Origin of the sequence: Paraburkholderia sp. PGU19 (assembly GCF_013426915.1) — a bacterium.
In the GTDB taxonomy this organism is placed as follows: Bacteria; Pseudomonadota; Gammaproteobacteria; order Burkholderiales; family Burkholderiaceae; genus Paraburkholderia.
Window position 1 is genome coordinate 796,278 of record NZ_AP023180.1, and the last position, 24,697, is coordinate 820,974.

At 64.0% G+C, this 24,697-nt stretch carries 19 protein-coding genes and 2 pseudogenes; 10 read left to right on the plus strand and 11 right to left on the minus strand.

Annotation, left to right across the window (positions count from 1 at the left end):
* Nucleotides 1–44 precede the first annotated feature (44 nt).
* Nucleotides 45–1,889, plus strand: a complete 1,845-nt coding sequence (locus H1204_RS21175) for a cytochrome c biogenesis protein DipZ (RefSeq protein WP_180732593.1) — start codon at nucleotides 45–47, stop codon at nucleotides 1,887–1,889.
* Nucleotides 1,890–1,938: 49 nt separating this feature from the next.
* Nucleotides 1,939–2,676: a peptide-methionine (S)-S-oxide reductase MsrA gene (msrA, locus tag H1204_RS21180; RefSeq protein ID WP_180732594.1), complete on the plus strand. Its 738-nt coding sequence runs from the start codon at nucleotides 1,939–1,941 to the stop codon at nucleotides 2,674–2,676.
* Between the two features lie 60 nt (nucleotides 2,677–2,736).
* Here the strand turns inward: msrA and H1204_RS21185 are convergent, their stop codons facing one another.
* The 4 genes and pseudogenes from H1204_RS21185 to H1204_RS21200 all read right to left on the minus strand — a co-directional run bounded on the left by H1204_RS21185 (nucleotide 2,737) and on the right by H1204_RS21200 (nucleotide 7,259).
* Nucleotides 2,737–3,672, minus strand: coding sequence for an aldo/keto reductase (locus H1204_RS21185; RefSeq protein ID WP_180732595.1), 936 nt, complete (start codon nucleotides 3,670–3,672; stop codon nucleotides 2,737–2,739).
* A gap of 10 nt (nucleotides 3,673–3,682) precedes the next feature.
* Nucleotides 3,683–4,084 (minus strand): annotated as a pseudogene (locus H1204_RS21190) (RidA family protein).
* 418 nt (nucleotides 4,085–4,502) lie between these two features.
* Nucleotides 4,503–5,444, minus strand: a complete 942-nt coding sequence (locus H1204_RS21195; RefSeq protein ID WP_180732596.1) for an IS5 family transposase — start codon at nucleotides 5,442–5,444, stop codon at nucleotides 4,503–4,505.
* Nucleotides 5,445–6,137: 693 nt separating this feature from the next.
* Complete coding sequence (locus H1204_RS21200) at nucleotides 6,138–7,259, minus strand: MBL fold metallo-hydrolase (RefSeq protein WP_180732597.1); 1,122 nt, start codon at nucleotides 7,257–7,259, stop codon at nucleotides 6,138–6,140.
* 85 nt (nucleotides 7,260–7,344) lie between these two features.
* On the opposite strand from H1204_RS21200, the gene H1204_RS21205 reads away from it, so the two are divergent.
* Nucleotides 7,345–7,980 (plus strand): TetR/AcrR family transcriptional regulator, encoded by a 636-nt coding sequence (locus H1204_RS21205; protein ID WP_180732598.1) that lies wholly within the window; start codon nucleotides 7,345–7,347, stop codon nucleotides 7,978–7,980.
* A gap of 18 nt (nucleotides 7,981–7,998) precedes the next feature.
* On the opposite strand, the gene H1204_RS21210 is transcribed toward H1204_RS21205, so the two are convergent.
* From H1204_RS21210 to H1204_RS21220, 3 genes and pseudogenes are all read right to left on the minus strand, one after another.
* A complete protein-coding gene (locus tag H1204_RS21210) occupies nucleotides 7,999–8,655 on the minus strand; it encodes a glycosyltransferase (RefSeq protein ID WP_180732599.1) in 657 nt (218 codons plus the stop codon).
* Nucleotides 8,652–9,252, minus strand: a pseudogene (locus tag H1204_RS21215) (class I SAM-dependent methyltransferase). Before H1204_RS21215 ends, H1204_RS21210 begins: the two are co-directional and overlap by 4 nt.
* A gap of 11 nt (nucleotides 9,253–9,263) precedes the next feature.
* Nucleotides 9,264–10,415, minus strand: coding sequence for an acyl-CoA dehydrogenase (locus H1204_RS21220; protein WP_180732601.1), 1,152 nt, complete (start codon nucleotides 10,413–10,415; stop codon nucleotides 9,264–9,266).
* Nucleotides 10,416–10,667: 252 nt separating this feature from the next.
* On the opposite strand from H1204_RS21220, the gene H1204_RS21225 reads away from it, so the two are divergent.
* Together H1204_RS21225 and H1204_RS21230 are read left to right on the plus strand one after the other, a co-directional pair.
* Complete coding sequence (locus H1204_RS21225) at nucleotides 10,668–12,242, plus strand: FAD-dependent oxidoreductase (protein WP_180732602.1); 1,575 nt, start codon at nucleotides 10,668–10,670, stop codon at nucleotides 12,240–12,242.
* 365 nt (nucleotides 12,243–12,607) lie between these two features.
* Nucleotides 12,608–12,769 (plus strand): hypothetical protein, encoded by a 162-nt coding sequence (locus H1204_RS21230; protein WP_007731467.1) that lies wholly within the window; start codon nucleotides 12,608–12,610, stop codon nucleotides 12,767–12,769.
* A gap of 279 nt (nucleotides 12,770–13,048) precedes the next feature.
* Here the strand turns inward: H1204_RS21230 and H1204_RS21235 are convergent, their stop codons facing one another.
* Both H1204_RS21235 and H1204_RS21240 read right to left on the minus strand, forming a co-directional pair.
* Entirely contained in the window at nucleotides 13,049–15,487 is a 2,439-nt protein-coding gene (locus H1204_RS21235; RefSeq protein WP_180732604.1) for a PAS domain S-box protein, read from the minus strand.
* A gap of 108 nt (nucleotides 15,488–15,595) precedes the next feature.
* A complete protein-coding gene (locus H1204_RS21240; protein ID WP_180732605.1) occupies nucleotides 15,596–16,105 on the minus strand; it encodes an Lrp/AsnC family transcriptional regulator in 510 nt (169 codons plus the stop codon).
* A gap of 156 nt (nucleotides 16,106–16,261) precedes the next feature.
* On the opposite strand from H1204_RS21240, the gene H1204_RS21245 reads away from it, so the two are divergent.
* Entirely contained in the window at nucleotides 16,262–17,278 is a 1,017-nt protein-coding gene (locus tag H1204_RS21245; RefSeq protein ID WP_180732606.1) for a 1-aminocyclopropane-1-carboxylate deaminase, read from the plus strand.
* Between the two features lie 101 nt (nucleotides 17,279–17,379).
* Here the strand turns inward: H1204_RS21245 and H1204_RS21250 are convergent, their stop codons facing one another.
* Both H1204_RS21250 and H1204_RS21255 read right to left on the minus strand, forming a co-directional pair.
* A complete protein-coding gene (locus H1204_RS21250; protein ID WP_180732608.1) occupies nucleotides 17,380–18,153 on the minus strand; it encodes a DUF4410 domain-containing protein in 774 nt (257 codons plus the stop codon).
* A 236-nt stretch (nucleotides 18,154–18,389) separates the two neighbouring features.
* Nucleotides 18,390–20,414, minus strand: a complete 2,025-nt coding sequence (locus H1204_RS21255; protein ID WP_180732609.1) for a glycoside hydrolase family 28 protein — start codon at nucleotides 20,412–20,414, stop codon at nucleotides 18,390–18,392.
* A gap of 365 nt (nucleotides 20,415–20,779) precedes the next feature.
* Here H1204_RS21255 and hyi point away from each other — a divergent pair, with 365 nt between their 5' ends.
* From hyi to H1204_RS21275, 4 genes are all read left to right on the plus strand, one after another.
* Entirely contained in the window at nucleotides 20,780–21,556 is a 777-nt protein-coding gene (hyi, locus tag H1204_RS21260; protein ID WP_180732610.1) for a hydroxypyruvate isomerase, read from the plus strand.
* A 179-nt stretch (nucleotides 21,557–21,735) separates the two neighbouring features.
* Entirely contained in the window at nucleotides 21,736–23,001 is a 1,266-nt protein-coding gene (locus tag H1204_RS21265) for an MFS transporter (RefSeq protein WP_243468776.1), read from the plus strand.
* 37 nt (nucleotides 23,002–23,038) lie between these two features.
* Nucleotides 23,039–23,854 (plus strand): NAD(P)-dependent oxidoreductase, encoded by an 816-nt coding sequence (locus H1204_RS21270; RefSeq protein WP_180732613.1) that lies wholly within the window; start codon nucleotides 23,039–23,041, stop codon nucleotides 23,852–23,854.
* 64 nt (nucleotides 23,855–23,918) lie between these two features.
* Nucleotides 23,919–24,689 (plus strand): HpcH/HpaI aldolase/citrate lyase family protein, encoded by a 771-nt coding sequence (locus H1204_RS21275; RefSeq protein WP_180732614.1) that lies wholly within the window; start codon nucleotides 23,919–23,921, stop codon nucleotides 24,687–24,689.
* Nucleotides 24,690–24,697: the final 8 nt, after the last annotated feature.

Genomic DNA, 24,697 nt, shown 5'->3' on the forward strand with positions numbered 1-24,697 from the left:
TTTTTTCATCGCCTCATTTCGCACGATCAACCATCCCAACGATCATGTTACTCATTGTCCTCGCTTACCTCGGCGGCGCGCTCACGATCCTGAGTCCGTGCATTCTGCCCGTGCTCCCCTTCGTCTTCGCGCGCGCCGACCAGCCGTTCGTGCGCTCCGGCTTGCCGCTGCTCGGCGGCATGGCGCTCACCTTCGCGCTCGTCGCGACGCTGGCGGCCGTCGGCGGTGGCTGGGTCACGCAGGCCAACCAGTACGGCCGCTGGATCGCGATCGTGCTGCTCGGCGTGTTCGGCCTCACGCTGCTGCTGCCGCGTCTCGCCGACCGCCTGATGCACCCGCTCGTCAGCGCGGGCAACCGGCTGTCCGAGCTTGCGCAGGCGGACGGCGCGAAGCCGCGCATCGGCTCGTCGTTTCTGCTCGGCATCGCGACGGGCCTGTTGTGGGCGCCCTGCGCGGGCCCGATCCTCGGCCTCGTGCTGACGGGCGCCGCGCTGCGCGGCGCAAGCGTCGGCACGACCTTGCTGCTGCTCGCGTATGCGGCGGGCGCGGCGACCTCGCTTGCCATTGCGCTGTTGATCGGCGGACGGGTCTTCACGGCGATGAAGCGCTCGCTCGGCGCGGGCGAATGGGTGCGGCGCGGAATCGGCGCGGCGATGCTGTGCGGCGTCGTGGCCATCGCGCTCGGCCTCGACACGGGCGTACTGACGAAGGTATCGACGGTGGCGACGAGCGGCATCGAGCAGCACCTTGTGGACAGCCTGTCGCCGCGCAAACCGGCCAGCGACGCGATGATGTCGGCGAATGTGCAAACGGATGGCCCCGCCATGATGAAGGCCGCCGACACGCAACCTGCCTCCGCCGATGCCACGCCGCCCGCCGGCACGATGATGCGCGCATCGGCTGCCGCCGCGCCGCTGCCCGACGAAGGCACGCTGCCGTCGCTGACGGGCGCCGTGCAATGGCTGAACTCGCCGCCGCTCACGAATGCGCAGTTGAAGGGCAAGGTCGTACTGGTCGACTTTTGGACCTATTCGTGCATCAACTGCCTGCGCACGCTGCCGTACGTGAAAGCGTGGTCGCAGAAGTACCGCGACATGGGGCTCGTCGTGATTGGCGTGCATGCGCCAGAGTTCGCATTCGAGCGCAATATCGACAATGTGAAGAAGGCCACGCACGATCTCGGCGTCGATTACCCCGTCGCTATCGACAACAACTACGCAATCTGGCGCGCGTTCGGCAACCAGTACTGGCCGGCCCACTATTTCGTCGATGCGCAGGGTCGCGTGCGTCATCACCACTTCGGCGAAGGCGAGTACGAACAGTCGGAGAAGGTAATCCAGCAACTGCTGGCGGAAGCCGGTCATCCCGAAGCGGCTCAGGTGGCGACGGGTCTCACGCAGCGCGCGAAAGGCGTCGAGGCGGCCGCCGACGGCAACGACATGATGTCGCCGGAAACTTACATCGGCTATGCGCGTGCCGAGAACTTCGCGTCGCCGGGCGGCGAAGCCGAGAACCGCGCGCACACCTATGCGGCGCCGTCGAGCCCCGACGTCAATGACTGGGGACTCGCGGGTACGTGGAAAGTGGGCGCCGAGCACGCGACGCTTGCCGCGCCCAACGGCCGCATCGTCTATCGCTTCCATGCGCGCGACCTGCATCTGGTGCTCGGGCCGGGCGCGGCCGGCAAGCCGGTGCATTTTCGCGTGACGATCGACGGCGCGACGCCCGGCGATGCGCGCGGCACCGACGTGAGCGCCGACGGCACAGGCGTCGTGACGGAACAGCGTCTCTATCAGCTCGTGCGTCAGACGGGCGACGTAGCCGACCACACCTTTGCGATCGAGTTTCTCGATCCGGGTGTCGAGGCGTACGCGTTCACCTTCGGCTAATGAGATCCGGACTGACTGCACATCACCCTGTTAATCGAGGACTATCACCGTGAACAAGAAACTCATCGCAAGCGCATTGGGCTGGAGCCGCACGTCGGCAGGCAGGATCGCGGCGTGCGTCGCCATCGGCGCGGGCGCCCTTGCGTGGCAACACGTTGCTTCGGCGGAACAGGCGGTCCGGATTCCGCCGCCCGCGCAGGACGAAAAAGCAGGCAGCGTGCACACGGAAACGGCCGTCTTCGCGGGCGGCTGCTTCTGGGGCGTTCAGGGCGTGTACGAGCACGTCAAGGGCGTGAAGCAGGTTGCGTCGGGCTACGCGGGCGGCGCGGCGAACACTGCGCAGTACGAGACCGTGAGCGGCGGCGACACGGGGCACGCGGAGTCGGTGCAGATCACGTATGACCCGACGCAGATCACATATGGCCGGCTGCTGCAGATTTTCTTCTCGGTCGCGCACAATCCGACCCAGTTGAACTACCAGGGTCCGGATCACGGCACGCAGTATCGGTCGGTGGTGTTTCCGCAGAATGCCGAGCAGCGCGGCATCGCGCAGGCTTATATCGCGCAGTTGAACGGCGCGAAGGTATTTTCTGCGCCGATCGTTACGAAGATCGAGGACTTCAAAGGCTTTTATCCTGCCGAGCAGTACCACCAGAATTATCTGGTGCTGCATCCGGACTCGCCATACATCGCGATCAACGATCTGCCGAAGATCGATTATCTGAAGAAGATGTTCCCGGATGTCTATCGCAACGATCCCGTGTTGCTGAAGGCGTCGGCTTCATGATGGTGTCGCGCCGCGCGGCCTGCGAAGTGGGCGCGCGCGGCGTTGTTGCTGTGTTGTCTCTTACCCGCCCACGGCCTCGACGATCCGCTTGCACATCGCCTTGTCAGGGTATGGGCCGACGCCCGCCTGCACGTTATCGGCCATGTACTCGGGGCGTCCCGTGCCGGGAATCACGACGGTGACGGACGGTTGCGCGAGCACGAATTTCAGCAGCAGTTGCGCCCACGTCGTGCAGCCGATGTCGGCGGCCCACGCGGGCAGCGGCATCTTGCCGACGCGCGACAGCAACCCGCCGCCGCCGAACGGCTGATTGATCACGACACCGACGCTGAGATCGCGCGCGAGCGGCAGAATGCGCTGCTCGGCGTCGCGATCGTCGGCGGCGTAGTTGATCTGCACGAAGTCGGGCTTCTCGCTGCGCATCACACTGGCAACTTCATCGAACGCGCCTGACGTGTAGTGCGTAATGCCGATATAGCGAATGCGCCCGCGCGCTTTCCAGTCGCGCAGCGTGGCGAGTTGCGTGCGCCAGTCGACGAGGTTGTGGACCTGCATCAGGTCGATCTTCGGTTGTTGCAGGCGACGCATCGACTCTTCCATCTGCGCGATGCCTGCGGCTTTGCCTTGCGTCCACACCTTGGTCGCGACGAACGCCTTGTCGTGCGCGTCGAGCCGCGTGAGCAGCGTACCCGCGACGGCTTCGGACGAACCGTACATCGGGGATGAGTCGATCGTCGAGCCGCCCGCTGCGAACAGCACTTTCAGCACTTCGGCGAGCCGTGCCTGGCCGTTCGGATCATCGCCGACGTCGAAGGTGCGCCACGTGCCGCAGCCAACGACGGGCAACGGTTCGCTAGTAGATGGGATCGCGCGGCGTTCCATGCGGGGGAGCGGTTTTTGCTGGGCGGCGCCGAGGGATGGGATGGACATCGCGAGGGGCAGCATGAGCGCGCGTTGCAGGAAGTCGCGGCGCGCGGATGGTCGATGGGAACGCATCGACTTTGCGTCAGCCAGGACGGCGCGCGATGAAGTCGATCTCGACTAGCGCGTCGCGCGCGAGACCTGTTACGCCGACGCAGGTGCGCGCGGGCAGCCGTCCCGGCGGGAAATGCGCGGCGTAGACGGCGTTCATCGTTGCTTAGTCGCGTTTGAATTCAGTGAGGAAGATGCGTGCCGACACGACGTGTTCGAGGCCGAGCCCCATGCCCTTGAGCACCAGCACGAGATTGTCCATGACGCGTTTGGTTTGCGCGGCGACGCCCTCGGGCAGGGGGGCTGTGTCGTCGTCCGGGGATGTGGGCATCTGGCCCGTGATGAAGACCCAGCCGCCTGATTCCGTCGCATGGGAAAATGGGCCGACGGGCGTCGGCGCGCCTTCGATCATCCAGAACTGGGTGGGTTCGGTCATCGCTTTTGGGTTCCAGGTTTGTTTTGTTGCGGCGCTTGGTTGAATGGCAAGGTCATACCTTAGCGCGGATTTTTTTGTCATGCAGGTGGGTTTTTGGGTTTTTGTCTGCGACGCTGGTCCGGGTTTATGCCTTTGCGCTGGCATCCGGTTTGGTTTTTTGGGCCTTTGCGCTGGCATCCGCGATTCGTTAGCCTGCTTCAGGCGTCGCCCCTGTGCGGGGCGGCACCTACTTTTCTTTGCCGCCGCAAAGAAAAGTAGGGGAAGGTCTGAATAACCCGTTTTTTTCGTTGGACTTCTAACCGAACACCTAGATTGAAGATCGTGTCGTCATCCGCACGTTGTTGAGTCGCTATCAGTCGCATTTTTGCTGGTTGGCGCTGTGCTCATGCGGCGCATTTTCTTCCTTCGTTGCACCGCTTCACAGCATCTTGCGCGCCATCCAGAGATTGGCCAGCGCGAACTGCGTTTCGATCTGCGCCGTGTTCTTTGCCAGCCCCCGATACCTCGCCTTCAGATATCCAAACTGGCATTTCAGTACGCGAAACGGGTGCTCCACCTTCGCTCTCACGCCCGCCTTGAGCCGCTCGATCTTGTTGTAGATCCTGTCCAGCCGCTTTTTCTTGTCCAGCTTGTTTCGCTTGCCCGGTCTCATCGCGACGTACCACTGGACCGTACCCGTTTCGCCTCGCTTCTCGATGCCCACATAGCCCGCATCGGCAAACGTAACCTTCTCTTTGCCATGCAACAGTTCATGCGCCACCGTGATGTCATGAACGTTCGCCGGCGTGCACTTCACGGTATGCACCAGCCCCGACTCCACATCGACTCCGATATGTGCCTTCATGCCGAAGTACCAGCTGCCGCCTTTTTGCGTCTGACGCATCTCCGGGTCTCGCGTGCCGGGCTTCTTCGTCGAATTGGGTGCCGAAATCAGCGTCGCATCGACCGCTGAGCCCACCTTGAGCATCAGGCCTTTCGCCTGCAGGATCTCGTTGACCGTCGCCAGTATTCTGGCCGACAGTTCATGGGCCTCAAGCAGGTGGCGGAACCGCAGGATCGTGCTTTCGTCTGGCAGCCGCGTCATGCCCGTGCCCAGCAGCGCGAACTCCCGATACAGCGGGATGTCGTGTAGCGCCTCCTCCATGGCCGGGTCCGAGAGACTGAACCACTGCTGCAGGAAGTGAATGCGCAGCATCGTCTGGATCGGAAACGGTGGCCGCCCGGTCTTGCCTTTGGGATAGTGTGGCTCGATGAGCGCGATCAGTTTCTGCCACGGCACCACGCGAGTCATCTCGTCGAGAAACTCGCGCTTGCGGGTACGCTTCGTTGACAGATCCAGGCCAAGACCAAGCTGTGTCATCACGCAACTCCTTTAACTATCCTGCTTCCAGGATAGTCAACCCTCACGGCAATGCCAGGACCTTTTGCAGAGATTCCTAGGCAAAAGAAAGCGGCTCACACCGCCAACATTTCTTCTTGCCTGAGGGCCCCCAAAGGGTCTTACGCTTCACACAACAACGGCTCTGTTGGCGCGTGTTGCCAACGCTTTGAATAAACGCATCACCCGCTTCGAATGCATTTGCACGGGCAAGCGGCAGCGAATGGTATGGGCCGCCCAGGTGGCAAACTGTGTGTAGGTTGTCGCGGCGTATAGCGTCGCGCTCTTACATGGTGGCAAGCGTGCGCTATCGGTCCGAAGTGAAGCGTGCGAGGCACTACGGCCTACACACAGTTTGCCACCTGGGCGGCCGTGGAATATCTGGGACGGCGTGCTGCGACGCGGGCGCGCGAAGCGGGTGAGGCGCACCGCAAGAGCGCTGGCAACGAACGTGGGTCACGTGGTTGCCGTGTGAAGCGTAAGAACCTTCGGGGGCCCTCAGGCAGGAAGAAGAATTGGCGGTGTTAGCCGCTTTCTTTTGCCTACTTTTCTTTGCGGCGGCAAAGAAAAGTAGGTGCCGCCCCGCACAGGGGCAACGCGTGAAGCTAGATAACAAATCGCGGATGCCAGCGAAAACACAAGCACACCACACCAGCGTCGCAGACGAAAAAAAAATCACTCCACGCCAGCAGCCCGACAAAAAACCCGCCGCGCCGCCTTAGGCGCATCAGCACCAACCTCGACAACATCCCGCCACCACCGCTCCCCGCGATGCGGCGCCCCCAGATCCACCCTCTCCCCCATCCGTGGAGTCGAAAGCGCAATACCGCGCGCAGCGGCAAGCCCCACGACACGCTCGAACGGCTCCTGCCACCGATGCATCGCCAGATCGAAAGTCCCGTTATGAATCGGCACAAGCCAGCGCCCCCGCAGATCGACATGCGCCTGCACCGTATCGTCAGGCTGCATATGCACGTAAGGCCACTGCGCGTCATACGCGCCCGTCTCCATCAACGTGACGTCAAACGGCCCGAGCCGCTCGCCAATCGCCTTGAAGCCATCGAAATACCCAGTGTCGCCACTAAAAAACACCCGCAGATCACCATCGACAATCACCCACGACGCCCACAACGTGCTATTCCCGTCGAACAGACTGCGCCCCGAGAAATGCTGCGCAGGCGTCGCCGTCAACTGCACACCGTCGATCTCGACACCCTGCCACCAGTCGAACTGCCGCACCTTCGACGCATCGACACCCCACTCGATCAGCCGGTCCCCAACCCCAAGCGGCGTCAAAAACACGCCCGTCGTTTCGGCCAGCGCCAGCACCGTCTCGCGATCCAGATGATCGTAGTGATCGTGCGACAGAATCACGCCGCGCAACGGCGGCAACGCATCACGCGCAATCGGCGGCGCATGGAAACGCTTCGGCCCCATCCGTTTGAACGGCGACGCACGCTCCGCAAACACCGGATCGGTCAGCCAGAACTGGCCGCGCAGCTTGAGCAGCATCGTCGAATGGCCGAGACGGAAAAGGCTCCGGTCCGGCGCGGCATCCAGGTCTGCGCGCGTGAGCGCATCGACGGGTAGCGCGCCGGACGGCTCGGTGCCGCGAGGCTTGTTGAGCAGCACGTTCCACACAATCCGCAACGTCTTGCCCAACCCTTCGACGGGGCGCGGCTTCACGTTGCGAAAGCGCTCGCCATTGTGCTGCGGCGACGTGCTCGACAACGCCCGGCTGCGCTGCGCCGCCGTGAATCCCAAAACCTGACTGATGGAGCCGATGATCGATTTCATGCGAAGCGTCACTCGAGACAGAAGGTAGACTGCACAGTGTAGTTTATTATCTCGAAAAGTAAACCCACCGGTGTAAAATTAAAGGATGGACGACAGCACCACCCCTCCCCGCCTGACCGATCGCAAGCGCGCGGCCGTCATCGAAGCGGCCATCGACGAATTTCGCGCGGCCGGTTTCGACGCGACCAGCATGGACCGGATCGCCGCGCGCGCGAGCGTGTCGAAGCGCACCGTGTACAACCACTTTCCCAGCAAGGAGGCGCTGTTCGCGGCGATCCTCCAGCAGCTATGGGACGCCAGCAAGGCGGGCGATGCGCCCGGCTATCGCGCGGACAAGCCGTTGCGCCCTCAGCTGATCGAATTGCTCGCGCAGAAGCTGCGGCTGTTGAACGACGAGGCGTTCATGTCGCTCGCGCGAGTCGCGATCGCGGCGGGCATTCATTCGCCGGAACGCGCGCGGGACATGGTGGCGCGCATCGGCGAACGCGAGGAAGGACTGACGGTGTGGATACGCGCAGCCGCCGCCGATGGCAGGCTCGATACGCCGGACCCGGCGTTCGCCGCGCAGCAGTTGCATGGTCTCGTGAAGGGCTTTGCGTTCTGGCCGCAGGTGACGATGGGCCAGCCGTCGCTGACAACGGACGAACAGAAGACAATCGCCGAGTCATCGGCGGATATGTTTCTGGCGCACTACGGGACGGCTGCTAACGAGACGGCCTGATCTCGTCCGTCGCGCGCATCATTCGTGCGCCGCCAGCCCCATCAGCGTATCCGCGAACCCGCCCCGCACTCTCGACGCAATCCGCGCGCTCGTGACGACACGCGGCGCCGCGCTCCACGCGATCCGCGCCCCCGTCTCGACGAGCAGCCCCACCAGCGCCACATCCTCGCTGCACGTGAGCGGCGGAAATCCGCCGACGCGGCAATAGGCCCGCGCCGACACGCCGAGATTCGCGCCATGAATATGCCGGTGCCCATCCGCATTCATGTAAGCGCGATAAAACGCTTCGCGGGTCAGTTCGTCGTGCTCGCGCCAGTCTTCGACGAGCACGGGGCCGCACACCGCTTCCGCATCGAGCGCGAGTTGCGCGACCAGCCAGTCCGGCGCGACGCGGCTGTCGGCATCGGTGAACGCGAGCCAGCGCACGCCCTGTTCGATCAGCGTCGCCGCGCCCGCTGCCCGCGCCTTGCCGACGTTGCGCACATCGAGCGTCAACGCATGCGTGTCGAAGCAGCGCGCAATCGACTCGGACCCGTCCGTGCAGCTATCGAGCGCAACCACGATTCTCACCCGTTCGCCACGCAATTCTGGATGGGTAGCGGCGATCCGCGCTGCCTGCAGGCAATCGGCAAGCAGTGCCTCTTCGTCGTGCGCGGGGATCACTATGCCGATCATGCGAGCCCCTCGTATTGCGCAACCGAAGACCCATCTTTCGACCACACGTCCAGCAGCAGATCGTGCTCCGCGTGTTGGACGAGGCGGTTCAGCGTGGGCAGCGCATCGAAGCGCGCGTGTACATCGTCGGCGGTTTGCAGCTTGCCTTCGAACGGATGACGCCAGTGGCATGCGACGAGCGTGCCATCCGCTGTCAACGACGCGCACGCGCGCTGCGCAAGTTCTGCCGTCGCTTCGCGCGACAGGTAATAGCACAACTCGCCGATCACGATCAGATCGAAGCTGGCGTCGGGCCATTGGTCCGGCATCGCGCGCTGCTCGACGGTGATGTTGCGCACGCCTGCAAGACGTTCGCGTGCAAGAACGCACGGCATGGTTGCTGATGTCGCACGCGTACAGGCTGTCGCAACGCTGCGCGAGCAGCGCCGACAATTCCCCGTTCGAACACGCCGGCTCGAAGCCCGACCGATAGCGCTCGCGCGGCAGCGCCGCGATGGTCAGCAGGCGCTTGCGGCGCTCATACCAGCTCGCGCGATAGTCCCAGGGGTCGTCGTCCTGTCGGTACAGATCGTCGAAATAGGCGGCGGGGAAAGACATGCGTGCGAACCTCAGTCGCGTCCAGGATGAACGCCAAGGTTCCAGGTCTCGCCTGGTTCGTCGTCGAGCAACGTCCGGCCGAGTGCGCACTCGTCGCGCTCGGCATGGCTTTGCAGCAAAAACACGGGCAGATCGGCGATCGCGCGAGCGAACCACGGGTCCGTGCAGAACGGCGCCGCGCCGAGCGCACGCGACACGTGCTGCATTACCTGCTCCGCCGCCTGCTCGACGGCAACCCGCACGCGCAGCGCGCATTGCTGCGCATCGTCGCGCGGATGCCCGTCGATCCATGCGGCCGACTCGCGCAGCAGCGCGGCCACGGCCGATAGCTCGGCGTCGGCGGCCCCCAGATGCGCGCACGCGTGCGGATCGTCGTGACGCTTGACGCTGTCGCGCAGAATCGACGCGAGCGCCGCCGCACAGCCGTACCAGCAGGCTGCAATGCCGGCGCCGCCGTGCCAGAAACCCGGACGCGACAGATACGCGCCAGCGTTGCTGACCTGCACTGCGCGCGCGCCATCGAAGCGCACGCTGCTCGTGCCCGTCGCGCGCATGCCGACGGCGTGCCAGCCGCCCGGATCGATGGCAATCGCCGGCTGCGACAGTTCGACGGCAGCCAACACCGGCTCGTCGCCGCGCCATGCCGTGACCAACGCATGCGTCACGTGCGGCGCGCCCGAGCACCAGGGTTTGGCGCCTTCGAGCGTCAGCGCATTGCCGCCCGTCGCATGCGCGATCAGCTTCGCGTTCGGTGGCTCGGCGGTCCACACGGCCCAGTTGCCGTCGTCCGCGAGTTCGGTGCGGCCCAGTTCCGCGAGGATGGCGAGCGCATCGGTGTGCGCTTCGTAGAGCTTCGCCAGCGACAGGTCGCATGCCGCAACGGCCGCGAGACCGCGCCAGCGCGTCGCCGTTTCGCCACGCCCCGGCAGCGGCAGCCAGTCCATGCCGCGCGCGCGCAAGGCATCGAGGGTGGCCGCGCGGCTGGTCGCCTGTTCGTCGCCGAAGCGCACGTTCGCCAGATAACGCTCCAGGGCAGGAACGAGCGCATAGCGTTTCGGCTCGATGTCGGCGTCCGGCTCCTCGTCGGACAGACGCAATCCGCTGTTGATGTACCACGCAGCGGGCGCGGCGCGCCGCAGGGGATCGTGGCCGATATCGTTCATGCAAACCTCCATCGCAAGCTTGGGAGAGTGTTGGGTCCGACGTGGCATCCGCGGATCAAACGGGTGCATTGCGAGCGACGACGCAAGCGGCATGCCCATGCGAAGCCACGCGCGCCGTTCCGACGTAAGCTGTCTACGGACGTTGATGGACGCAAGCCGCGAGACGGCATGCCGATTGCACCCGTGCAAGCAAACGCCCTTTGCGCGCGGCTGACGGCATGCGCCGCGCGGCCGTTCTCGACGAGGAAAACAATGGCCACGAACGCGAACACCAACATGCAAAAGGTCGCCCTGCTCTCCGACCTCGCCGACCACGGCATGAAGCGCGTCGAGGTGAACGGCACGCCGATCCTGCTGATACGCCGCGGCGACGCCGTGCATGCGTACAGCGCCGACTGTCCGCATGCGGGCGCGCCGCTCGAACAGGGCGCGCTATGCAATGGGCGGCTCATCTGTCCGTGGCACAAGGGAACTTTCGACATCGAGACAGGCGCGCTCGTCGAACCGCCCGCGCTGTTGCCGTTGACGCGCTATCCGGTGCGCGTCGAACAGGACGATGTGCTCGTCGACAGCACCCCGGAACCGTCTAGACCCGCCACGTCCACGGCAGCAGACAGGCGCACGTTTGCGATCGTCGGCGCGGGCGCAGCGGGCGCGGCCGCCTGCGCGGCGCTGCGCGAAGCGGGCTTTGCGGGGCGCATCGCGCTGATCGATCGCGAGCCGCGCACGCCGTACGACCGCACCGTGCTGAGCAAATTCGTGCCGTCAGGCGAGATGTCGCCCGACGACATTCCGCCGCTGCTGCCCGACGACTTCTTTGCCACTCAGTCGATCGACGTGATTCAGGCCGAGGTCACCGCGCTCGATGCGACGGCGCGGCGCATCGATATCGGCAGCGCGCCGTCGATTCACTACGACGCGGCGCTCGTCGCAACGGGCGGCATACCGAAGCGGCTGTCATTGCAAGGCAGCGACGCAGCCGGCGTGAAGTCGCGCATCTGTCTGCTGCGCAATCGCGACGACGCGCGACATCTCGTCGAGACGGCCGAGCAAGGGCAGCACGCGCTCGTGCTCGGCGCGAGTTTCGTCGGACTGGAAGTCGCGTCGGCACTGCGCGAGCGCAAGCTGCGCGTGACGGTCGTATCGCCCGGCAACGTCCCGTTCGAAAAGCAGTTCGGCACGGAACTCGGCAGGCTGTTCATGCGATTGCATGAAGCGCATGGCGTGCGCATCCGCATGGGCCATCATGCGCGCTCCGTCGGTGCGGGCGGCGCGGACGGCGCCTTGCGCGTAATGCTCGATAACGCTGAAACGGTAGCGTGCGACTTCATCGTCGCGGGTATCGGCGTGACGCCGGCGACGGATTTCATCGAAGGCGTGAAGCGCAACGACGACAGGAGCATCAACGTCGATGCATCGATGCGCGCAGCCGACGGTCTCTATGCGGCGGGCGACATCGCGCGCTTCGAGTGGCCGTCGCACGGCAGCGCGCGGGTGCGGATCGAGCACTGGCGCGTTGCGCAACAGCACGCGCGCATTGCGGCGCACGCGATGCTCGGCATGCCGCCGAAGGAGCCTTACGTGCCGTACTTCTGGACGTATCACTTCGGCAAGACGTTCGAGTATCTCGGCCACGCGAAACACTGGGATCAAACGAAGTTCACGGGAACGCCGGATGCGTTCGAATTTATTGCGCTGCTCGGCGAGAAGGGGAAGCTGGTGGCTGCTGTCGGTTGCAATCGTGAGAAACAGACGGGCAGGCTCGTCGAAGCGATGCGCGATTCATTGAGTTTCGCCGACGCGATGAAGATTGCCGAATCGGCTTGAACGGCAAAACGATCCACAGCCGTCTGCCGCACGCGTTCGCTCGATATGCCGTTCGGCACGCGCAAATCCGAGCACCGATTTGCACATTCGATACACCACGCATGCTCGTCACCCATTTTCGGGCGGCGCCTGCGCCGCGCACCTTTCCGCCTCCCCGTGTTCGCGCTCGACCGCATCGAGATGCACCCCGCCGACCGCCTGATCGACGTGACGGTGCACCGCAGCACGCTTGCGCGTGTCGCATCGGATCACTTACCACTGGTCGCGCGGATCGCACGGGCGCATCATTAGAAGTTCGCGGTGGAGCGCAGGCGCATCGCTTGCGCGCTCCGCGGGTTCGTTCAACTTTCTTCATGGAGCAGCCAATGGTCAGAAAGAATTACGCCCCGGACGAAAACGCCCCACGTCAACCGTATGCGGATAAGGATGCGGGCGTCGGCATGGGTCGGATCACGCTCGACGATGATGACGATCTCGACGACGACCTGGACGATGAAGAAGAGGACGATGCGGAAGGCTCCCGCTAACGTCTAGCGAACTGACGGAGACGTAAGAAACGCAGCGCACGGTGTCATGCCGGGCGCTGCGTTTGTTTTTGGATAAATGGATCTACGCGTGCCGTTCGGCGGGTCGCTCCATGCGCCCTTCCACACCGCGCCCGGCCTGCACCGGCTGCGGCGGCCGCGTCGGATCGAAGTCGGCCCAGCGGCCCTGCTGCCAGCGCCCCGTGGCACGTTCGATCGACGCGCAGCGCGAAGCGGCACCCGAAAGCAACGGATGAACCGCGCGAAGCGATCTGTCTCGCGTCAGTGTTGCGCGTCGAGCGCGGCCTTCAGTTGATCGAATGAGTAAGGCTTGCGCAACGCCGTCCAGGTGAACGGCAGCGATTCGTCCTGCAACGGCGCCGCTTGACCCGATGAGAACACCACGTGCTGCGCGGCGTGCATGGCGATCGCCGCACGCGCAAGGTCGATGCCCGACATGCCAGGCAGTGTGAGATCGGTCAGCAGCACGTCGACCGGATGGAGTTGCAGGCGCTTCAGCGCCTCTTCTGCATTGGCCACTGCGTCCCAGGTGTGACCGAGCAGTCCGAGCAGTTCGCACAGCGCGTCGCGGGCGTCCCGGTCGTCTTCGACGACGAGAATGTGCAGCTTGCGCAGGTTAGCGGACTGTGCCGCGTAGAGCGTCGCGCGCGCCGTGCCGTCGTCGAGCACGTCGCGTATTTTTCGCGCGAGCTGCAAGCGGCTATACGGCTTTTGCAGCAGATCGGCGCCGCGCCGCAGTTGCGCGTCGAGGCCCATCGTGTCGCGCGTGTGGCCCGACGTGAACAACACCTTCAACGATGGCCGCATCAATTGCGCCTGACGCGCCATCTCGGGACTCAGCAGCGGGCCGGGCATCACGACATCGCTGAACAGCAGATCGACCTTGGCGCCGCTGCGCAAAACGGTCAGCGCCTCCGTCGCGTCGTTCGCCGTCAGCACGCTGTAGCCGAGTTGCGACAGCATGTCGACCACGGTCAGCTGCACGCGCCGGTCGTCTTCGACGACGAGCACGGTTTCGCCGCCGCGCAGGTCTTCGTCGGACTCGGACTCGGCCTGGACGGCAGGCCGCGCGACGGCCGGGTCCGTCGAACGCGGCAGATAGATCGTCACCGTGGTGCCGACGCCCGGCGTGCTCGCCAGTTCGATGTGCCCGCCGCTTTGCAGCACGAAGCCATAGGCCATGCTCAGGCCCAGCCCTGTGCCTTCGCCTTCGGGCTTCGTCGTGAAGAACGGATCGAATGCACGCTCGACGACTTCCGCGCTCATGCCCGCGCCTGTATCGGTGACGGTCATCTTCACGTACTCGCCCGGCTCGACCTGCGCGGCCACGGCGGCTTGCGCGTACAGCACCGCGTTCGACAGCCCGAAGGTCAGCACGCCGCCCTCGGGCATGGCATCGCGCGAGTTGATGGCGAGATTCAGCACGACGTTTTCCAGCTGATGCGTATCGACGAGCACGTTCCATAGCTCGCCGCTCGCACGTGATTCATGGACCCGCACCTGCACGCGCTCGCCAAGCGCGCGCCGCAGCAGGTCTTCCATGCCGTGCAGCACGTCGCCGAGATGGGTCGCGACGGGTTGCAGCGCCTGGCGGCGCCCAAACGCGAGCAGTTGCGACGCGAGCTTCGAGCCGCGCTCGACGGCCTCGATCGCGCGGCCGATACGCGCCCGGCTCCACGCATCGTCGTGGCGCGCTCCGAGCAGTTCCAGATTGCCGCGCAGCACTTGCAGCACATTGTTGAAGTCGTGCGCGACGCCGCCCGTCATCTTGCCGAGCGCTTCCATCTTCTGCGCCTGAAACAGCGCGTTGCGGGTCTGGTCGAGCAGTTCGGCCGCCTGGCGGCGCTCGGTGATGTCGCGCGTAATCTTCGCGAAGCCGATCAGCACGCCGTTCTCGTCACGGATCGCGTCGATCACGACATGCGCCCAGAAACGGCTGCCGTCGCGCCGCACGCGCCAGCCTTCGGCTTCCCAGCGGCCTTCGCGCTCGGCCGTTGCCAGACCGCGCTGCGGCACGCCCGCCGCCGCGTCTTCCGCCGTGTAGAAGCACGAGAAATGCGAGCCGATGATCTGCTCGTCTGTGTAGCCCTTGATGCGCCGCGCGCCCGGATTCCAGTTCGTCACGCAGCCTTCCGGCGACAGCATGAAGATCGCGTAGTCGTTCACGCCCTGCACCAGCAGCCGGAAGCGCCGGTCGCTTTCGAGGGCGGCGTCGGTGGCCTTCTTTTTGTCGCTGATGTCGCGCACGACGCGCCCGTAGCCGAGCAGGTCCCCGCGAGGCGTGTAGAGCGCCGTGATGATGACGTTCGCCCAGAACAGGCTGCCGTCCTTGCGCACGCGCCAGCCTTCCACTTCATAGCGGCCTTCTTCGCGCGCACGCTGAAGCCCCTGTTCCGGCAAGCCCGCGCGCTGGTCTTCGGCGCTGTACATCACACGCACGTGCTGGCCGAGAATCTCGTGGGACTGGTAGCCCTGGATCGTCTCGCCGCCGCGGTTCCAGCTGATGATCGTGCCGTCCGGCGCGAGCGCGAAGATTGAATAGTCCGTGGTGGATTCGGCCCACAGGCGCAGCCATTCGCTGCTGAAGTTGGCGGCGCGCGCAACTGCGCCGCTCGCCGCGGCGCAGTCGTCCGCGTGCGGTTCAGGCGGCTTCGCGTTGTCGCCCGCCGCGCTGCCGATGTCCGTGTCGTCGTCGCTCATCGCCTGTTTTCTGGCCACTCTCTGCGCGGTCATTGTATAAGCACCGCCAGGCTGTCGGCATGCCGATCAAACCCTATGCCTACCGCTTTCAGCGCGATTTCGAGCACCTCAGAACGGAAACTTCGTCGTCGACAGGATCTCCTTGAGCACCATGAAACTGCGGATCTGCCGCACGCCTGGCAGGTATAGCAATTGCTCGGCGTGCAGCCGGTTGAAGCTCTCGCTGTCGCGCGTGCGCACGAGCATGAAGTAGTCGAATTCCCCCGTCACGACGTGGCACTCCATGCAGCCCGAGACCTTTTGCGCGGCCTTTTCGAACGCGGCGAAGGTTTCGGGCGTCGAGCGGTCGAGCACGACGCCGATCACCACCAGCATCCCCGCACCAAGTGCTTTCGGATCGAGCAATGCGACCGTCGCGCGGATCAGGCCCATTTCCTTGAGCCGCTCGACGCGCCGCAGGCACGCGGGCGCGCTCAGCTTCACCTTCGCCGCCAGCGCGACGTTCGAGATCGACGCGTCCTGCTGCAACTGCTTGAGGATCGCGCGATCGATGCGGTCGAGTTGCGACAGCGGCGTGGCTTCTTCAGCGGTTTCGTTACGTAATTTTGTTGCGCACATGGCCTATATAAAGAAACGAAAAAAGGCTTGATGGTTCCATTTCGTTTCTAAAGTAGCTTTGAGCGAATTATTTCGCAAGCTCATTTCGCCGGGTCTTTCCTATCATGTCTGTCAGCGCGGCACCGTTCGCGCCCTTCCAGACAACGGACCTCGACCATGAACCTGCAACGTTTCCCCCGCTATCCCCTCACCTTCGGGCCGACGCCGATCCAGCCGCTTGCGCGCCTCTCCGATCATCTCGGCGGCAAGGTCCAGCTGTACGCGAAGCGCGAGGACTGCAACAGCGGTCTCGCGTTCGGCGGCAACAAGACACGAAAGCTCGAATACCTGATTCCCGAGGCGCTCGCGCAAGGCTGCGATACGCTGGTATCGATTGGCGGCATCCAGTCGAACCAGACGCGCCAGGTGGCCGCCGTCGCCGCGCATCTGGGCATGAAGTGCGTGCTGGTGCAGGAGAACTGGGTGAACTACTCCGACGCCGTGTATGACCGCGTCGGCAATATCCAGATGTCGCGCATCATGGGCGCGGACGTGCGGCTGGTGCCCGATGGCTTCGACATTGGCTTTCGCAAGAGCTGGGAAGACGCGCTCGACAGCGTGCGCGCGGCAGGCGGCAAGCCCTATGCGATTCCCGCCGGCTGCTCGGACCATCCGCTCGGCGGACTGGGCTTTGTCGGCTTCGCGGAGGAAGTGCGGCAGCAGGAAGCGGAACTGGGCTTCAAGTTCGACTACATCGTCGTGTGCTCGGTGACGGGCAGCACGCAGGCCGGGATGATCGTCGGCTTCGCGGCGGACGGACGCGCGGACCGCGTGATCGGCATCGACGCATCGGCGAAACCGGAACAGACGCGCGAGCAGATCACGCGCATCGCGAAGCGCACGGCGGAAAAGGTCGATCTGGGCCGCGATATCACCGCGCAGGACGTCGTGCTCGACACGCGTTACGGCGGCCCGGAATACGGCTTGCCGAACGAGGGCACGCTCGAAGCGATCCGCCTGTGCGCACGGCTCGAAGGCGTGATGACCGATCCCGTCTACGAAGGCAAGTCGATGCACGGGATGATCGACAAGGTGCGGCGCGGCGAATTCCCGGAAGGCTCGAAGGTGCTGTATGCGCATCTGGGCGGCGTGCCCGCGCTGAACGCCTATAGCTTCCTGTTCCGCGAAGGCTGATCGCGATACAAAAACAAATGGCGATACCGCCCGGCATCGCCATCCGTCTCCTCGCACCGAAGCCGCGAAGATGCGCGGCCTCGATTCCCCGTCTTCCCGCGTTATTTCACCAGGTCGCCCGACATCCATCCTTGCGCGACGCCGATCTGCGCAACCTGCTTCGCCACCGAGTCAGCCAGCTTCTTCGCGTCGCTCGTGACCGTGTCGTTCTTGTGCTCCGAGCCGACATGCAACGCGCCGCCAACAGCCGCCGACGTCGCCACGTGTCCCACTGCCGCGCCGACGCCAGCCGTTTCCGCGACACCCGGCATATGGCCGCTGTTCGCGTCGGCGTCGAACGTCTGCACCAGTTGCGGCATGCCGCCCGCCGGCTTGTAGAGCACCTGCACATGCGCCGTGACTTCGCTCTTGCCGGCGCCGAGGCCGATCAGCGTGCGGCGGCGATGGTTGCCCGCGTCGATCGAGCCGACCGCGCCTTCGACGATCAGCACGTTCTGGTCGGCAGGCGGCGGCGCGTCGGTGCGGATCGCGTGCATGCCCATCGACTGGAGTTTTGCGACGACTTCGTCCGTCAGCGTGTCGCTGGCGGCGGCCGCTTCCTGCATCTGCGACGATTGCGACGTTTGCGACGAACCGGAGAAGCTTGCGCTCAGTTTGTGAATGAGGCCGCTGTTGTCGAGCTTCACGGATTCCGGATTGCTCGCGAACGTGTACACGTACACGTTCTGCGGATTCGCTTGCGTGAGCGTCGAGTATTGGGCGGTGTTCGTGACGCTGGCGGCCGCGCAGCCGCTCAGCAGCATCGCGCTGAATGCGATTGCAGCGGAAGCGCTACGGAGGGTCTTGCCACGAACGGAGTTGAGAGCTGCAAACATGTGAAGTCCTGTCATCGGTCAGAAGATTAAGCAGATCGTCCGATGTGTTTGGCTTCACTCGAAGCAACACCGGCGATGTCACGGTTGCGTGAATCGCCGGTGTCGTTCTGTTGTTGTGTTCCGTTAGCTCTGCACGCGGAACGCAGTATGGTCGAGCGCCCGAATGATGGCTATCGACGAATTATGTCGACTCATGTCATGCGCCGAAAAGCCTTATGCGACGGGCGTTTCGAGCCTCATCGCGAGTCTACGACCGAGGTGTTGTAGACCGTCCCGCCGATCGTCACATTGGACAGCGAAATCGCGTTCACGTTGTACGCGTAGATCGGCCCCGGCGTGGTCGAGCTTGCGGTGCCGTTGCACACGGGCGTGCCGAGATTGCAGTTCGTGATCGTGACGCCCGAAATGGGCGGAATCGCGGGCGTTGGCGTGGGCCCGTTGTAGTCGAACGCGACGGGGCCCTGCGCAACGATTGCCTGGAAGCACGAGGCCGTCACGCCGTTTACCGTCACGTTGCTCGCCGTCACGTTGGAGATATTCACGTTTTGCACGAGCGCGGGGCGTGTTCGCACGGCGTCGTTGGCGGGTTGGTAGTCGCAATCGAATGTGATCAGCCCGCCTTGCGCCGCCGATGGATTGGCGGCAGAACCCGTCTCCACGCCCAGCGGCACCGTCGCGTTGATCGGGCTGCCCGCGAGCAACGCGCTGCCATAGCCGCCGCCCGTGAGATTGATGCCGTTAGGCAACGTGACGTTGTCGACGTAGAAGTTCTTCACGTAGCCGCCGCGATTCATGTTCGTCTTGATGCGGATCGCGATGTTCAGCGGATTGGTCTGCCAGTTCTGGTTGAGCATCTGCAGGTTGCGCGCATAGATGTTCTGCACGCCGCCGCCCATTTCACTGCCCAACGTAATGCCGCCGTGACCGCTGTTCATCGTGCAGTTCTGGATCACGTGGTTCTGCGCGGGACCGTAGGTGGTGTCGAGCGCCTTGCCGGACTTGATCGCGATGCAGTCGTCGCCCGTGTTGAACGTGACGCCGTCGCACAGCACGTTGTTGCAGGCGTCGGGATCGAAGCCGTCATTGTTCGGACCGATGCTGTCCACCGTCACGCCGCGTATCACGACGTTCGCGCAGTCGGTTGGATGGTGCTGCCAGAACGGCGTGTTGTTCGTGCGGTAGTTCTCCATCAGCACGTTCGTGCAGCCGATGAACTCGACCATGCATGGACGCAGATAGTGCCCGAGGCCGAAGATCCGTTTCTCGACGGGCACGCCCGCTTCCGATAGCGCCGGCAGATAGTTCTGGTCCTGCTGCCAGGGCGTCGAGGTGCTGGTCAATAGCGCATAGAGCGCATCCGATATGCCGGGCGCGACTGTTTTCAGATCGACGTTGTTCGGGTTCGTGTAGGCCTGCGAAGGCGTCGTCGATCCGGTGCAGCCATAGGCATTCTTCGTGCCTTTGAAGGTCCACCAGCACGTGCTCGTGCTGCCGCTGCCCGCGAACGGCGTCATGGCCTGGCCGTTGAGCACGGAGGTCGCGTCCTCGCCGGTAATCGCGATGTTGGTCTGGTTGCGGGCATAGACGGGTGCGCCGAAGTTCAGGCAATCGTTTGCCTGCCAGCGGCTGTAATAGAGCTTGCCGTTCGATGCGCAGTCGACGGGACCGTCTTTCGCATAGTCAGCAGGATTCGGGCTGAAATAGATCGTGCAGTTCGCGCCCAGATGGAAGTTCACATTGCTCTGCAACACGATCGGTCCCGCGCAATACCACGTGCCCGCCGGCACCACGACACGCCCGCCGCCCGCCGCGCTGCACGCGGCGATGGCGGCGAGAAACGCGGGACGCGAATCGAATGAGCCGGGCGCCTGGGTCTGGTCGGCGCCGGGACTTGCTGGCGATGACGCCGAAGCCGCATACGGATTCGTCGCGGCGATCACACCACAAGGCTGCGCGCCGTAACTGGTGACGAGGAAATCGACGGAAGGAAACATCGACTGCGAGACCTTCTGCAGCGACGCGATGATCTGCTCCGCTGCGCCATTGCTGCCCCAGATCGGGTCGCTGTTTGCCGTTGGCGCTGTTGAAGTCGAATGATTGCCGCCGCAACCGGGCAGCGTGCCGAGCAGCGTCGCGCCCGCTGCCGCGCCCGCGAATGCGATGAAGGTGCGCCGTTGCGGCGATTGCGGACCGTCTTGATCCGCCCTGGATGTGCTCGAGCCTGCCCTGTTCGCGCGACTGCTTCTGTTGTGCGTCGTCACCGATGTCTCCTTGTCGTCTACCTGCTTCGATGGGGATCGTTCGCGCGATCCGTGCGTCCTGCCGGATCGCGACGGAGACATTGTTGTAAAACAACTTGATGAGTGTCAAGCGTGATTTTTCAGTTTTATCGGTTCGAGAAGTTCGTGTCCTATTCGCGCATATTGAGATTACAAGCGGGTTTAAGCCCTTTCCACCCAGTCCGATAGAACCAGGGATGCCCCTAAGACAACGCACTATTTGCTTGACAACTTGTTTATCACAAGCGACGATGTCTGACATAGAAAAGTCCCAAGCGCGCATGATCCGACGCCCTCGCCCGGCCATGCGTTTGCAGCACCGCCCGCAATCAGGAGCGAGACACGCCATGACAAAACTCTGCGCCAATCTGACGATGCTCTTCACCGAGCACGATTTCCCGGAGCGTTTTGCCGCTGCGTCGAAGGCCGGTTTCAAGGGCGTCGAGTATCTGTTCCCGTACGCTTACGAAAAGGACCAGCTCGCCGCGCTGCTACACCAGCACGGCCTCCAACAGGTGCTGCACAACCTGCCCGCAGGCGACTGGGCAAGCGGCGAGCGCGGTATCGCGTGTCTGCCGGAGCGCGTCGGCGAGTTTCAGGAAGGCGTCGGCACCGCGATCGACTACGCGCGCGCCCTGGGTTGCAAGCAGTTGAACGTGCTGGCGGGCATCGCGCCAGCGGGCATCGATCAGGACACGCTTCGCGAGACCTTCGTCGGCAACCTGCGCTTCGCCGCGGCAAAGTTGAAACAGGCAGGCATCCGCCTGCTGGTCGAGCCGATCAATACGTTCGATATCCCAGGTTTCTATGTGAACCGCACGCAACAGGCACTCGATCTGATCGACGAGGCTGGCGGCGACAACCTCTATTTGCAGTACGACATCTATCACATGCAGCGGATGGAAGGCGAACTCGCGGCGACGCTGCAGAAGCATCTGCAGCGTATCGCGCATATCCAGCTCGCCGATAATCCCGGCCGCCACGAACCCGGCACGGGCGAGATCCATTACCCGTTCCTGTTCGGCCATCTCGAAGCAATCGGCTATGACGGCTGGATCGGCTGCGAGTACAAGCCCGCCACAACCACGGCAGCGGGCCTCGGCTGGACGGCCGCCTACCTCTGACTCCCTGATCACGCTGCTGCGGCGCGGCGCCAGCCGCAGCGGTCATAAGCTCGCGCCAACCCTACACAGACTCATCCAGACGGCATCGCAAGCGGCTCGCGATGACCGTCATCCGCAGGAGACATGCAGTGCAACGCCATACGATCAAAGGATTACGCTGGTGGATCATCGGGCTCATCATGCTCGGGACCGTCTTCAACTATCTCGCGCGCAGCTCGCTGTCCGTCGCCGCCCCGACGCTCACCGAAAAGCTGCACATGACGACGCAGCAATACTCGTATGTCATCGCGGCGTTCCAGGGCGCGTACACGGTGATGCAGCCTGTCGCCGGCTATATCCTCGACTTCGTCGGGCTCAAGATCGGCTTTGCGATCTTCGCGATCGCCTGGGCCGCGTCGAACATGCTGCACGGTCTTGCCACCGGCTGGACGTCGCTGGCGTTCTTCCGCGGCCTGCTCGGCATGAGCGAAGCAGCCATTTTTCCGGCGGGCATGAAGGCAATCAGCCAATGGTTCCCGGCGAAAGAACGATCGATCGCGACAGGCTGGCTCAACACGGGCACGTCGATCGGCGCGATGCTCGCCCCGCCGCTCGTCGTGTACTGCATCCTCACGTTCAACTGGCAGATGGCCTTCGTCGTCACGGGCGGCGCGGCGCTGATCTGGGTGGCACTGTGGCTCGTATTCTTCCGCAAGCCCGAAGATCACCCTAATCTTTCGACGGACGAACGCGAGTACATCCTGTCCGGCCAGGAGCGGCGCGCACAGGACGCGACAACGCGTCCGTCGTGGCGTCACGTGCTGTCGACGCGCCGCTTCTGGGGCATCGCCATTCCGCGTTTTCTCGCCGAACCGGCCTGGCAGACCTTCAACTTCTGGATTCCGCTCTATCTGTTCACCGTGCGTCACATGAACCTGAAGGAGATCGCGCTGTTCGGCTGGATGCCGTTCCTCGCCGCGGACCTCGGGTGTCTGGTCGGCGGTTATCTTGCGCCGTTCTTCATTCGCCGCTTCAACGCGTCGCTGATCACGTCACGCAAGCTGGTGATCATCTGCGGTGCCGTGCTGATGGTCGGCCCGGCGTGCATCGGCCTCGCGGCCAGCCCGTATGTCGCGATCGCGCTGTTCTGCATGGGCGCCTTCGCTCACCAGGCCATCTCTGGCGCGCTGTTCACGCTCGCGTCCGACGTGTTCGGCCAGCATGAAGTCGGCACGGCGACGGGCTTCTCCGGCATGTTCGGCTGGCTGGGCGGGATGATCTTCTCGTTGATCGTCGGCGCGTTGGCGGCTACTCTCGGCTATAACCCGCTGTTCGTCTGTCTGATGCTGTTCGACATCGTCGGCGCGACGGTCGCGTGGAAGCTGATCACGCACGGCGAGTCGTCCGCGCCGGCGCAGATCGGCGTGCCCGCGGAACTCGCGAAGCGGCCTGCATCGGGCCACTGATTTCCTGGATACCTGCTATCTGCCATAAGGTTTGATCATGACAAAAAAGATTGCGTTGAGCGGTGCGGGCGGTCAGCTTGGCCGCTTCCTGCGCGCCGCGCTGAACGAGCGTGGCGTCAACTTGCGGTCTGCGGCAGGCTCGCGCGCGCTGGAACCGTTGTTCGACGGCGAGGACGTGATGCACGGCGATCTGCGCGATCCCGCCGTGGTCGACCGGCTGATGCAAGGCGTCGACGTGCTGATCCACATGGCGGGCACGAGCGTCGAACGGCCGCTGCCCGAGATCATCGAGAACAATCTGCGCGGCCTCGTCGAAGTGTATGAAGGCGCGCGGCGGCACGGCGTGCGCCGCATCATCTTCGCGAGCTCGAATCACGCGATCGGCATGTATCCCGTCGAAGACAAGCTCACGCTCGACTGCGCGTTCCGCCCCGATGGTTTTTACGGGCTCAGCAAGGCGTGGGGCGAATCGCTCGCGCGCATGTACTGGGACAAGCATGGCATCGAGAGCGCGTGCATCCGCATCGGCAGTTGCATCGAAAAGCCGACGGAGTTCAGACACCTCAGCACCTGGCTCGGTCACGACGATTTTCTGCATCTCATCGACCGTTGCATCAACGTGCCCGACCTGGGTTTTCAGGCGGTCTGGGGCGTGTCGAACAACACGCGCAGCTACTGGGACAATTCTGCGGCAGCGCCGCTCGGTTATCAACCGAAGCAGAACGCCGAAGACTACGCCGACGAAATCCTGAAGCAGCCAAATCCGCTCGATCCCGTCGCGCAGCGTTTTCAGGGTGGCGGCTTCGTGACGATCGATTACACGCCGCCCGAAAAGCGCAACGTCCGGCGCTGATCGACGCGCCGCCCGGCACACTCTGTGTTGCAAGTCCCTGCGGTTCCCTTCCATGGAGAACACGATGAAGCTTCCGGAGAATCCATTCAAACGCGCGCTGCAGGACGGGCGTCAGCAGATCGGCTTGTGGTCGAGCCTCGCGAGCCACGTGTCGGTCGAAATCCTGGCGGGTTCGGGTTTCGACTGGCTGTTGCTCGACATGGAACATTCGCCCAACGAACTGCCGATGGTGCACAGCCAGTTGCAAGCGTGCGCTGGCACGCCGACGCATCCCATCGTGCGGCCGCCGTGGAACGACATGGTGACGATCAAGCGCCTGCTCGACAGCGGCGCGCAGACGCTGCTGATTCCCTATATCGAAACGGAAGACCAAGCGCGCGATGCCGTGTCGTTCACCCGCTACCCGCCGGCAGGCGTGCGCGGCTATGCATCGACGGCGCGGGCGTCCGACTTTGGACGCATCAAGGATTATCCGAAGCTTTGTGCGAGCGAACTATGCGTGCTCGTGCAGATCGAGAGCCGGCTCGGCTTGCAGAATCTGGAGCGGATTGCGGCCGTCGAGGGTGTCGATGGTATCTTTATCGGTCCGGGCGATCTGTCGGCGGCGCTCGGGCATGTAGGCGATCTCAAGCATCCCGATGTGCAGGCAGCCGTCGACGATGCGATCAAACGCATTGTCGCGACGGGCAAGCCCGCGGGCATTCTGATCGGCGATGAAGCGCTGGCACGGCACTATATCGATCTCGGCTGTCTGTTCACGGCCGTTGGGTCCGACATCGGGTTGCTTGCGCGTAACGCCGAGCAGCTCGCGGCGCGATTCAAGTCGGCTGGCTAAACGCGTTC

Bases quoted from the DNA above. Each gene is read 5' to 3' on its own strand.
- H1204_RS21205 (WP_180732598.1), top strand. From the start codon at position 7,345: ATGGACGACAGCACCACCCCTCCCCGCCTGACCGATCGCAAGCGCGCG.
- H1204_RS21220 (WP_180732601.1), bottom strand. From the start codon at position 10,415: ATGAACGATATCGGCCACGATCCCCTGCGGCGCGCCGCGCCCGCTGCG.
- H1204_RS21265 (WP_243468776.1), top strand. From the start codon at position 21,736: ATGCTCGGGACCGTCTTCAACTATCTCGCGCGCAGCTCGCTGTCCGTC.
- H1204_RS21210 (WP_180732599.1), bottom strand. From the start codon at position 8,655: ATGATCGGCATAGTGATCCCCGCGCACGACGAAGAGGCACTGCTTGCC.
- H1204_RS21250 (WP_180732608.1), bottom strand. From the start codon at position 18,153: ATGTTTGCAGCTCTCAACTCCGTTCGTGGCAAGACCCTCCGTAGCGCT.
- H1204_RS21270 (WP_180732613.1), top strand. From the start codon at position 23,039: ATGACAAAAAAGATTGCGTTGAGCGGTGCGGGCGGTCAGCTTGGCCGC.
- H1204_RS21275 (WP_180732614.1), top strand. From the start codon at position 23,919: ATGAAGCTTCCGGAGAATCCATTCAAACGCGCGCTGCAGGACGGGCGT.
- H1204_RS21175 (WP_180732593.1), top strand. From the start codon at position 45: ATGTTACTCATTGTCCTCGCTTACCTCGGCGGCGCGCTCACGATCCTG.
- H1204_RS21195 (WP_180732596.1), bottom strand. From the start codon at position 5,444: ATGACACAGCTTGGTCTTGGCCTGGATCTGTCAACGAAGCGTACCCGC.
- H1204_RS21230 (WP_007731467.1), top strand. From the start codon at position 12,608: ATGGTCAGAAAGAATTACGCCCCGGACGAAAACGCCCCACGTCAACCG.
- H1204_RS21185 (WP_180732595.1), bottom strand. From the start codon at position 3,672: ATGCGTTCCCATCGACCATCCGCGCGCCGCGACTTCCTGCAACGCGCG.
- H1204_RS21235 (WP_180732604.1), bottom strand. From the start codon at position 15,487: ATGAGCGACGACGACACGGACATCGGCAGCGCGGCGGGCGACAACGCG.
- H1204_RS21245 (WP_180732606.1), top strand. From the start codon at position 16,262: ATGAACCTGCAACGTTTCCCCCGCTATCCCCTCACCTTCGGGCCGACG.
- H1204_RS21200 (WP_180732597.1), bottom strand. From the start codon at position 7,259: ATGAAATCGATCATCGGCTCCATCAGTCAGGTTTTGGGATTCACGGCG.
- hyi (WP_180732610.1), top strand. From the start codon at position 20,780: ATGACAAAACTCTGCGCCAATCTGACGATGCTCTTCACCGAGCACGAT.
- H1204_RS21240 (WP_180732605.1), bottom strand. From the start codon at position 16,105: ATGTGCGCAACAAAATTACGTAACGAAACCGCTGAAGAAGCCACGCCG.
- H1204_RS21225 (WP_180732602.1), top strand. From the start codon at position 10,668: ATGGCCACGAACGCGAACACCAACATGCAAAAGGTCGCCCTGCTCTCC.